Genomic DNA, 9,552 nt, shown 5'->3' on the forward strand with positions numbered 1-9,552 from the left:
GGGTTCGGGGGTGTCGGCGGCCACATCGCTCATGAGGACAGTCTAGGCACCGGGAGAACAGTGTTCTCCCGGGTGAGTGGCGTTCACCTGCACTCAACGCGATATATCTTGTCTCGGCACGCGAGTTGCGCTATATCTTAATGAACGCTGTTCTCTCGGTGAGCGCTGTTCTGTTAAGGTGAACAGTGTTCTCCGGCTTGTCGGGGTGCCCGTGTCCCGGGCCGTCCGGCGAAACCGGGCAGTCGTATCCACTCATCCGTCCCACCGCGCCCGCGGATCGTCACCGCGGCGCGGCCCTCCCGCGAGGAGTACCGATGTCCACCACCGGTGTCGCGTCCACCGAGACGCCCACCGACTCACCAGCGCCCTACCGGTGGCGCTGGGCTGCGCTCTTCGTGATCCTCGCGGCCGAGGTGATGGATCTCCTCGACGCCGTCGTCACGAACATCGCCGGCCCCTCCATGCGGGCCGATCTCGGCGGCGGCGCCTCCACGTTGCAGTGGCTCGCCGCCGCCTACACCCTCTCGATGGCCGTCGGGCTCGTCACCGGAGGGCGGCTCGGCGACATCCACGGACGTCGCCGGATGTTCCTGGTGGGGGCCGCCGGGTTTACTGTCGGCTCGCTGCTGTGCGCGGTGTCCGTGTCGCCCGAGATGCTGATCGGCGCCCGGGTCGTGCAGGGGCTGTTCGGCGCGGTGATGCTGCCCCAGGGCCTCGGCATGATCAAGGAGATGTTCCCGCCGAAGGAGTCGCAGAAGGCCTTCGGCATGTTCGGCCCGGTCATGGGACTGTCCGCGGTGTGCGGACCGATCCTGGCGGGCTGGCTCGTGGACGCCGACTACTTCGGCACCGGCTGGCGGATGATCTTCCTGATCAACCTGCCGCTGGGTGCCGCGGCCATCGCCGGTGCCCTGCGCTACCTGCCCAAGGGCCGCTCCGACAGCAAGCCGCGCCTAGACATCCCCGGCATGCTCCTGGTCTCGCTGGCCGCACTGCTCATCATCTTCCCGCTGGTCCAGGGCCGTGAGTACGACTGGCCGGTGTGGACGTTCCTGATGATGGGCGCCTCCGCGGTCGTCTTCGCAGCCTTCGCCCTGTACGAGTCCCGCCGCAGCAGGGCCGGCCTCGACCCGCTGGTCGTCCCCAGCCTCTTCCGCAAGCGCGGCTTCAGCGGCGGCATGGCCCTCGGCCTGGTCTTCTTCTCGACCATGCAGGGCTTCATGCTGGTCTTCAACCTCTACACCCAGATCGGCCTCGGCTACTCCCCGCTCAAGGCCGGCCTGGTGATGGTGCCCTGGTCGGGCGGCATGATCGTCGGCTTCGGGATCGCCCAGGGCGTCGCCCGGTTCGGCCGGGCCGTCCTCCAGGCGGGCACGCTGGTCATGGCGCTGGGCGTGTTCGGCGTGTGGCTGACCCTCGACCAGGTGGGCAGCGGCGTCGGCCCCTGGCAGCTCCTGCCGTCGCTGCTCGTCACCGGTATCGGCATGGGTCTGCTCATGGCGCCGTTCTTCGACATCGTGCTCGCCAGCGTCGAGCAGCACGAGACGGGTTCGGCCTCCGGCACCATGACGGCGGTCCAGCAGCTCGGCGGCGCCTTCGGCGTGGCCCTCCTCGGCACCGTCTTCTTCGGTCTGCTGGGCGGCGCGATCGCCGACGGCGTCGACCACCGGTCCGAGGGCCTGCGGCGGCAGCTGACCGCCGCCCAGGTCGCGCCCGCCGCGCAGGACCGCGTCGTCGCGGACCTGCGTACCTGCGCCTCGGACCGGGCCGTCGCCAAGGACCCGGCCGCGACGCCCGCCTCCTGCGCGCGCCTGGAGAAGGACACCCGGTCCGCCGTGACCACGCCCGAGGCCGGCGCCCGGATACCCGTAGCGCTCCAGGCCACCGCGTCGTCGGCCTTCGAGAGCGGGTTCGGCTCCGCGATGAAGTCGGTGCTGTGGATCGTCGACGGGATGCTCGCCCTGACCTTCCTGCTGTCGTTCCTCCTGCCGCGTCAGGCCCGCCCCGAGGGCGGCGCCGGGCACTGAGTCCGGGCCCGCGCACCGGCGGCGTCGGACCGGACGGCCGGGCATCCCCGTACCAAGGGGGTGCCCGGCCGTCCCGTTCCCGGCGTCACCCGCGGTTCGTGATCCCGCAAGAGGCGTTCGACCCGCCCTGCGTACAATTTGGACTCGAACGACACTCGCGACGCAACGTCCTCCTCCCACGAAGGAGCCTGCCCGTGCCGGGACAGCGATCCATCAGCGAAGCCGAGAAGCTGGCTCAGGCCAAGCTCGGCGGCATTCGCATCCACCGTGAACAGATGGCCGTCGTCGCGAACATCTACCGCGCGGCCTCCGCGGTACGCCAGCACCTGGAGAACTCGGTGCTGCGCGGCCAGGATCTGACCTGGACGGCGTTCGTGGTGCTCTGGGTGGTCTGGATCTGGGGCGAGTCGGAGACCCGGCACGTGGCCGAGGAGGCGGGCATCTCCAAGGGGACCCTGACCGGGGTCGTGCGCACCCTGGAGGGCCGCGGGCTGGTCAGCCGGACGGGTCACCCCTCCGACGGAAGACTCGTGCTGCTCAGCCTCACGGACGACGGGGAGGCGCTCATGCAGCGGCTGTTCCCGCAGTTCAACGAGGAAGAGGCGTTCGTGGCCTCGCGGCTGAGCGACGACGAGTGCCGCGGCATCGCGGACGGACTGCGCCAGGTGGTGCTCCAGGTCGAGGAGTCCGGCGAGGAGCGACGCCTGGCCCTCCTCGACGGCGCCGAGCCGGCGCCCCGCCGCAGCGGCCGCCGTCCGAAGGCCTGACCGGCAGGAGCCCGGCGTCCCCGGTGCGGGACACGGTCGTCCGCCTCCGGGTGCCGAATCCCGCAGGGGCCGTACACGCGAGAGCCGGGCGCCTGCGCGCCGCAGCCGCCGCACTCCTGAGGCGGGTGCGACGGCTGTCCGTCCCCGGTCCCGGCGGCGGACGACGGGACGTCAGCGGCGCCCCGCGCGGGCGGCGGCCACGAGGGCTTCGAAGAGGCCCTGCTGCGCGGGGTCCTCGTGCGCGGTGTCCTCGGGGTGCCACTGGACGGCGGTGAACCATCCGGCGGAGCCGGGGAGTTCCAGTCCCTCCACGGTGCCGTCCGCGGCCCGTGCCGTGACGGCGAGTCCGTCGCCCAGGCGGTCCACCCGCTGGTGGTGGTAGCAGGAGGCCTCGGCCTTCTCGGCGCCTACGGCCTGTTCGAGGAGGGTGCCGCGCAGGAGGGCCACCGGGTGCACCAGGTGCCGGTGCTCCTTCTCCGGTCCGCCCATGTCCTGTTCCAGGGTGCCGCCCAGGGCGACATTGACGACCTGGAGTCCACGGCAGATCGCCAGCAGCGGCAGACCCGCCTCCAGCGTGCGGCGGGCGACCTCCAGGTCGAAGGCGTCCTGCACGTCGTCGACGTCGTACACCGCGTCATGGGTGTCGGTGGCGCCGTAGCGGTGCGGGGCGAGGTCGCCGCCGCCGGGCAGCAGGACGCCGTCGAAGCGGCCGAGGCGAGCGGCGACGTCCGTGGCGTCGGGATGCACGCTCACCGGTTCGCCGCCGGCCCGCCACACGGCCTCCACCAGGGCGCGGGCGTTGACCTCGGCGGCGTAGCGCAGCGCGGACGTGGTGGCCGAGAAGCGGGCGGGGATCGCGATCAGCGGGCGTACGGGTGCGGTCACAGCTGGATCCAGGTGGTCTTGAGTTCGGTGTACTTCTCCAGGGCGTGCACGGACTTGTCGCGGCCGTTGCCGGATTGCTTCATGCCGCCGAAGGGGACGCTGAGGTCGCCCTCCTCGTAGCAGTTGACCCAGACGGTGCCGGCCTTCAGGGCGCGCGAGACCCGGTGCGCGGTGGACAGGTCGGAGGTCCACAGGCCCGCCGCGAGTCCGTACTCGGTGGCGTTGGCCAGGGCCACCGCCTCGTCGAGGTCGTCGAAGGTCAGCACCGACAGGACGGGCCCGAAGATCTCCTCTCGGGACAGCCGCATACCGGGGGCCACCCGGTCGAAGACGGTGGGCCGCAGGTAGCTGCCGCCGGTCCCGGTCAGTGTGCGTTCGCCGCCGGCACGCAGCCGGGCGCCCTCGTCGAGGCCCGTGCCGACGTGGTCGAGGACCCGGCCGAGGTGGCCCGCGCTCACCAGGGCGCCCATCTCGGTGGCGGGGTCGAGGGGGTCGCCGACGCGCAGTGCGTCCGCGCGCGCCACGATGGCGTCGGTGACCTGCTCGGCGACGGAGGAGTGCACCAGCAGCCGGGAGGGGGCGGTGCACATCTCGCCCTGGTTGAAGAAGATGCCCCAGGCGGCGGTGGCGGCCGCCTTCGCCAGATCGGGAGCGTCGGGCAGGATGATGTTGGGCGACTTGCCGCCCAGTTCCAGCCAGACGCGCTTGAGGTTGGAGTCCGCGGCGTAGTGCAGGAAGTGGCGGCCGACGGCCGTCGAGCCGGTGAAGGCGAGCACGTCGACGTCGGGGTGCAGACCGAGGGCTCGGCCGGCCACCGGCCCGTTGCCGGCCACGACGTTGAGCGCGCCCGGGGGCAGTCCGGCCTCGGTGGCGATCCGGCCCAGCAGCAGCGCGGACAGCGGGGAGTTCTCGGAGGGCTTGAGGACGACCGTGCAGCCCGCGGCGAGCGCCGGGGCGACCTTCCAGCCGGCCAGTGTCAGCGGGAAGTTCCAGGGCACGACCGCGCCGACCACGCCGGTCGCTTCCCGGGTGACGAGCGCGAGCGCGTCCTGCGGGGTGTGCGGGGACTCGTCGGTGAGCTTGTCGGCGAGATGGCCGTACCAGCGGAAGGTGCCGATGACGGCGCGCAGTTCGATGGCGTACGCCTCGGTGACCGGCTTGCCCATCTCCAGGCTCACGGTGAGCGCCAGTTCCTCGCGCCGCTCCTCCAGCAGGTCGGCGATCCGCAGCAGCACCCGGCCGCGCTCGGCGGGCGCCAGCCGCGGCCACGGACCGGTGTCGAAGGCGCGCCGGGCGGCCGCGACGGCGGCGTCCACCTCGGCGGTGCCGCCGTCGGCGACCTCGGCCAGGACGCGGCCGTCGCGCGGGGAGACGACGGTGAAGGTCGCTCCGCCCCCGGGCTCGTCGGCGCCGTCGATGTGGTGGGCGCCCGAGACCTTCCAGGACTCGGCGCGGCGCAGCCACTCCTCGTGGGTGATGTCGGGCATTCGGGAGACCTCCACAATCTGGTTTGGATTCAAACGATACGATCGCCGGACGAGCCGCCGCAAGAGCGTGGCGACAGCTCGCGGGATCGGTCCGGCCACGATGTCGGGCCAGGTGAAGGAGGGTTCATACGTGCGCGCACTCGTCGTTCTGCACGACCATGTGACGGAGCCCGGGCTGGTGGGGGCCCGCCTCGCCGAGCGGGGGTACGAGCTCACCACGGTGACCGTCGTACCGCGGGACCGCCATCACTCGCCCGACGTGCGGTTCGACTTCCCCGGGGCGGAGGGCTGGGACCTGATCGTGTCGCTCGGCGCCCCCTGGTCGGTCTACGACGAATCCTCGGTGGGCGGCTGGATCGGCGGCGAACTCGCCCTGCTGCGCGAGGCCCACCGGCTCGGCATACCCGTCCTGGGCGTCTGCTTCGGCGCCCAGGCGCTCACCACGGCCCTTGGCGGCTCGGTGGCCGCCGCCGGGCGCCCCGAGATCGGCTGGGTGGAGGTCGACACGGACGATCCCTCGTTGGTGCCGGCCGGCCCGTGGTTCCAGTGGCACTTCGACCACTGCCTCCTGCCCGACGGCGCCGAGGAACTGGCCCGCACCGACGTGTGCGTACAGGCCTTCCGGGTCGGGCGCTCCCTCGGCGTGCAGTTCCACCCGGAGATCACCACGTCGATGGTGCGCGGCTGGATCGACCTCGGCGGACGGGAGCAGTGCGTGCGGGAGGGTGTCGACCCGGACGAACTGCTCGTCCGCAGCCACGCCATGCAGGAGCAGGCGCGGGCGAACGCCCGTCACCTCGTCGACGCCTTCCTGGACCGGGTGGCGGGCGCCGAACGCTGACGACGGCGTCCCCCTGCGCATTCGGAAGTGCAGGGGGACGCCGCGGGCGGCGCGGCGGCGGCAGGGACGCGCGAGCCCCGGTACGGCCAGGGGGGAACCGGGCCGTACCGGGGCGGTGGGGCGGGGGCGTCGGTCAGTTCGCCGCCGCCGCGGTCTCCCGTCCGTCCCGCTTCACGCGGGCGGTGACGACGCCGGCCGCCAGGACCACCGGCACGGCCGCCTCCAGCCAGTGCGCGGTGGTCGCGTCACCGCCGATGAGCGTCGCGAAGTTGGCGATGATGAGCCAGATCGCGCCGGCGATGCCGAGCGCGCCCAGGGAGGGGGCGATCAGCGTGTTCCACGGCCGGGTGTCGGCGCCCGAGCGGCGGAAGAAGACGACCACGGAGACCGAGGTCAGGAAGTAGAGCAGCATCATCCCCAGCACGGCGACACCGCTGAACCAGGAGAAGAGGGTCAGCACCGGGTCCTTGCCCATCAGGGCGAAGGGGATGACCAGCAGGACCGCCAGCACGGTCTGCGTGATGCCGGCGACCCAGGGCGAGTGGCGGGTGTTGAGCGCGGTCAGCCCGCGGGGCAGGAGGCCTTCGCGGCCGAGCGAGAACAGGTACCGGTTCGCGGAGTTGTGGAACGCCAGGATGCCCGCGAAGAGCGAGGTGGCCAGCAGGACCGGCAGGACGTCGGAGGTCCAGCCGCCGAACAGGGCCGTGATGGGCGCGAAGACGAATCCGGTGGCGTCACCGGAGGCCAGCGCCTTGCCCGCCGCGTCCGTTGCCTTCGAGGCTCCGTGCGCGGAGATCAGCATCCACGACGTGAAGGCGAAGAAGCCGGTGACCACCGCGACCGAGAGGTACGTGGCCCGGGGGACGGTACGGCGCGGCTCGCGGGCCTCTTCGCCGTAGATCGCGGTGGCCTCGAAGCCGAACATCGACGCGATGGCGAACATCACCGCCACGCCCGGCGCACCCTGGAGCGCTGCCGTGGGGGAGAAGCTGTCGGTGAGGTTGAGCCCCTCGGGGCCGCCGCCCTTGAAGAAGGTCACGAGGGCGAAGGCGATCAGGATGCTGAACTCGGCGAGCACGAAGACGGCCAGGACCTTGGCGCCCATCTCGATCCCGGCGGCGCCGAGGATCTGGACGACGACCATGGTGATCAGGGTCCAGACCCACCAGGCCACATGGACGCCGGCGTAGTGCTCGACCAGGCCGCTCACCGTCGCCCCGTACAGCCCGTACATGGCGGCCTGGATGGCGCAGTAGGCGAAGAGCGCGACCCCCGCGCTGCCGGAGCCGGTCAGGCGGCCCAGCCCCTTGCCGATGTACGTGTAGAAGGCGCCCGTGTCCACGACGTGCCGCCCCATGGCGACGAAGCCGACGGAGAACAGCAGGATGACGGCACCGGCGCCGAGGTACGCGGCGGGGGTGCCGGCCCCGTTCCCGATGCCCACTGCGATGGGCACGGCACCGGCGATGCCGGTCAGCGGCGCCTGTGCCGAGAGAACGAAGAAAACGATGCCCAAGACACCGAGGGAGTTGGGCTTGAGACCGCCGGCCTTGGTGGGCTCCTGTGCGGTCCGCGCCTCGACCGCTGCTTGACTGTCCACGCGAAATCACCTACTGGGAACGGGAAGGGGTGTTTCGTTTCAGGCCAAACGAGTTGCCTCATCCTGGGCTGGAACCCTCCGCTTGGCAAGAGTTCCGGCGATGATTTTCGGGCTGCCGCGGGCTCCTTACGGATCTGTGACCTGGGGCGGGGCGCATCCGCGGACGTTCCGGGAGGTACGCCTCGTGAGGTGGTCGGCCGCGCTCATGGCGAAGGGCCCCGGACGCCAGGTCCAGGGCCCCTCCATACGGTGCTGTCCGCGCCGGGCAGCCGGGCAAGGCGGGCAGTCGCCCAGTCGCCCAGTCGCCCAGTCGCTCAGTCGGTCAGCCGGTCATGCGTCCGTCGCGTCCGTGCCGTGGGCCCCCGCCAGGAGCCTCAGCAGCGTCCGCAGTTCTTCCAGGGCGGCGTCGGTGACCTCCCGCTCGCCGAGGACGAGTTGGTGCAGCACGAGGCCGTCCAGGGCGGCGAAGACCAGCCGGGACAGCGCAGGGCCGGCATCGTCGGGCAGTATCCGGTCGAGTTCGCGCCGGGTCGCGCGGAAGTACTCGTCGTACAGGGTGCGGATCTGCGGCAGCAGTTCCGGCCTGCGCCGGGCCTCCAGCAGCAGCTCGTACTGGAACGCCTGGATGCCGGGGTCCGCCTCGACCATGTCGGACAGCTCGGCGGAGAAGTCGGCGATCCTGCCGGTCCCGGGCTCCAGGGCGCTGGTGTTCAGGGAGGTGCGGATGGTGTGGGCGAGCGTCTCCTCGATGAGCGCGTCGCGTGAGCCGAAGTGGTGCACCACCAGACCGTGGGTGACTCCGGCCTCCTCGGCGACCGCCCGGTAGGTGAGTTTGCGCAGGCCGCCCTCGGCCACCACGCGCACGGCGGCGTTCAGCAGCGCCGTACGCCCCTCGCCGTAGTGCAGGCGCTTGCGTGGCCCGCGGGCGGGGGAGTCAGCGGAATCGGTCATGGTCGTGACCCTATCGGCCGAATTCGAACGGAAGCATTGCAGCCAGGAGCGCCGCACCGGGGGCTTCTCCTCTCCCCGGTGCGGCGCTGTTCACGGGCAGCGGTCAGTCCCTGCGGGGCGCCCGGATGCCGCGGAACTCCCAGTCGCCGCCGAGCGCGGTCGACAGCACTTCCTCGGACTCGGTGGGCTGGGCGCCGACGTCGCTGCGGATGGCGGTCGGGCCGGTGACGATGTGGTTGGTGAGGCGGCCGAGGCCCTCCACCTCGACCTCGACGACGTCGCCGGGCTTGACGGGGCGGGAGTTGGCCGGGGTGCCCGACAGGAGCACGTCACCCGGGTAGAGGGTGATGGTGCGGGCGATGTCGGCGACGAGGTAGTGCATGTCCCACTGCATCTCGTCCGTGGTGCCGTCCTGGACGACCTCGCCGTTGACGTAGGTGCGCAGGCTCTTGCCGTGGAAGTCCCAGTCGGTGACCAGGCCCGGGCCGAGCGGGCAGAGCGTGTCGGAGCCCTTCACCCGGAGCATGGAGCCCGCGTCGGTGTCGCGGAAGTCGTGCAGGCCGTAGTCGTTGGCGACCGTGTAGCCCGCGATGTACTCCCCGGCCTCCTCGGGGGAGATGTTGCGCGCGGTCCTGCCGATGACGATGGCGACCTCGCCCTCGTAGTTGAGCCACTTGCAGCCCTCGGGCCGCACGATCGCGCCCTTGTGGGAGTTGAGCGCCGAGGTCGGCTTGTGGAAGTAGGTGGGCGTGTCGGGGAGGGTGATCCCGAACTCGTCCACGCGGCTGCGGTGGTTGAGGTGCACCGCGATCACCTTGGACGGGACCACCGGAGGCAGATGCTGGGCCTCCTCGATCTTGACGCGGCGGCCGTCGCCGGCGACGAGTTCGTCGCCCTCGACGGTGACCTGGACGGCGGCGCCGTCCAGGAGGATGCGGCGGTACTCGGGCATGTCGTGGCTCCTAGCGGCTGTGGGGGGTGCGCGGGGCGCGGG

At 71.7% G+C, this 9,552-nt stretch carries 8 protein-coding genes; 3 read left to right on the top strand and 5 right to left on the bottom strand.

All coding sequences use genetic code 11. From position 1 onward, the window contains the following. Window positions 1-314 precede the first annotated feature (314 nt). A complete protein-coding gene (locus FNH09_RS41555) occupies window positions 315-2,027 on the top strand; it encodes an MFS transporter (RefSeq protein WP_152895047.1) in 1,713 nt (570 codons plus the stop codon). Window positions 2,028-2,221: 194 nt separating this feature from the next. After that, on the top strand, window positions 2,222-2,794 hold the full coding sequence (locus tag FNH09_RS41560) for a MarR family transcriptional regulator (RefSeq protein WP_162469883.1): 573 nt from the start codon (window positions 2,222-2,224) through the stop codon (window positions 2,792-2,794). Window positions 2,795-2,965: 171 nt separating this feature from the next. Here the strand turns inward: FNH09_RS41560 and FNH09_RS41565 are convergent, their stop codons facing one another. Together FNH09_RS41565 and FNH09_RS41570 are read right to left on the bottom strand one after the other, a co-directional pair. Next, window positions 2,966-3,679 (bottom strand): gamma-glutamyl-gamma-aminobutyrate hydrolase family protein, encoded by a 714-nt coding sequence (locus FNH09_RS41565; RefSeq protein ID WP_162469884.1) that lies wholly within the window; start codon window positions 3,677-3,679, stop codon window positions 2,966-2,968. After that, window positions 3,676-5,166, bottom strand: coding sequence for an aldehyde dehydrogenase (locus FNH09_RS41570; RefSeq protein WP_152895048.1), 1,491 nt, complete (start codon window positions 5,164-5,166; stop codon window positions 3,676-3,678). The genes FNH09_RS41565 and FNH09_RS41570 overlap by 4 nt, the downstream gene beginning before the upstream one ends. 130 nt (window positions 5,167-5,296) lie before the next feature. On the opposite strand from FNH09_RS41570, the gene FNH09_RS41575 reads away from it, so the two are divergent. After that, complete coding sequence (locus FNH09_RS41575) at window positions 5,297-6,007, top strand: glutamine amidotransferase-related protein (protein WP_162469885.1); 711 nt, start codon at window positions 5,297-5,299, stop codon at window positions 6,005-6,007. Between the two features lie 133 nt (window positions 6,008-6,140). On the opposite strand, the gene FNH09_RS41580 is transcribed toward FNH09_RS41575, so the two are convergent. From FNH09_RS41580 to FNH09_RS41590, 3 genes are all read right to left on the bottom strand, one after another. Then, entirely contained in the window at window positions 6,141-7,607 is a 1,467-nt protein-coding gene (locus tag FNH09_RS41580; RefSeq protein WP_162469886.1) for an amino acid permease, read from the bottom strand. A gap of 330 nt (window positions 7,608-7,937) precedes the next feature. Beyond that, window positions 7,938-8,558, bottom strand: a complete 621-nt coding sequence (locus tag FNH09_RS41585; RefSeq protein ID WP_152895049.1) for a TetR/AcrR family transcriptional regulator — start codon at window positions 8,556-8,558, stop codon at window positions 7,938-7,940. Between the two features lie 103 nt (window positions 8,559-8,661). Beyond that, a complete protein-coding gene (locus FNH09_RS41590; RefSeq protein ID WP_152895050.1) occupies window positions 8,662-9,510 on the bottom strand; it encodes a fumarylacetoacetate hydrolase family protein in 849 nt (282 codons plus the stop codon). Window positions 9,511-9,552: the final 42 nt, after the last annotated feature.

The sequence above is a fragment of the Streptomyces adustus genome (genome assembly GCF_009377175.1).
Classification (GTDB): Bacteria; Actinomycetota; Actinomycetes; order Streptomycetales; family Streptomycetaceae; genus Streptomyces; species Streptomyces adustus.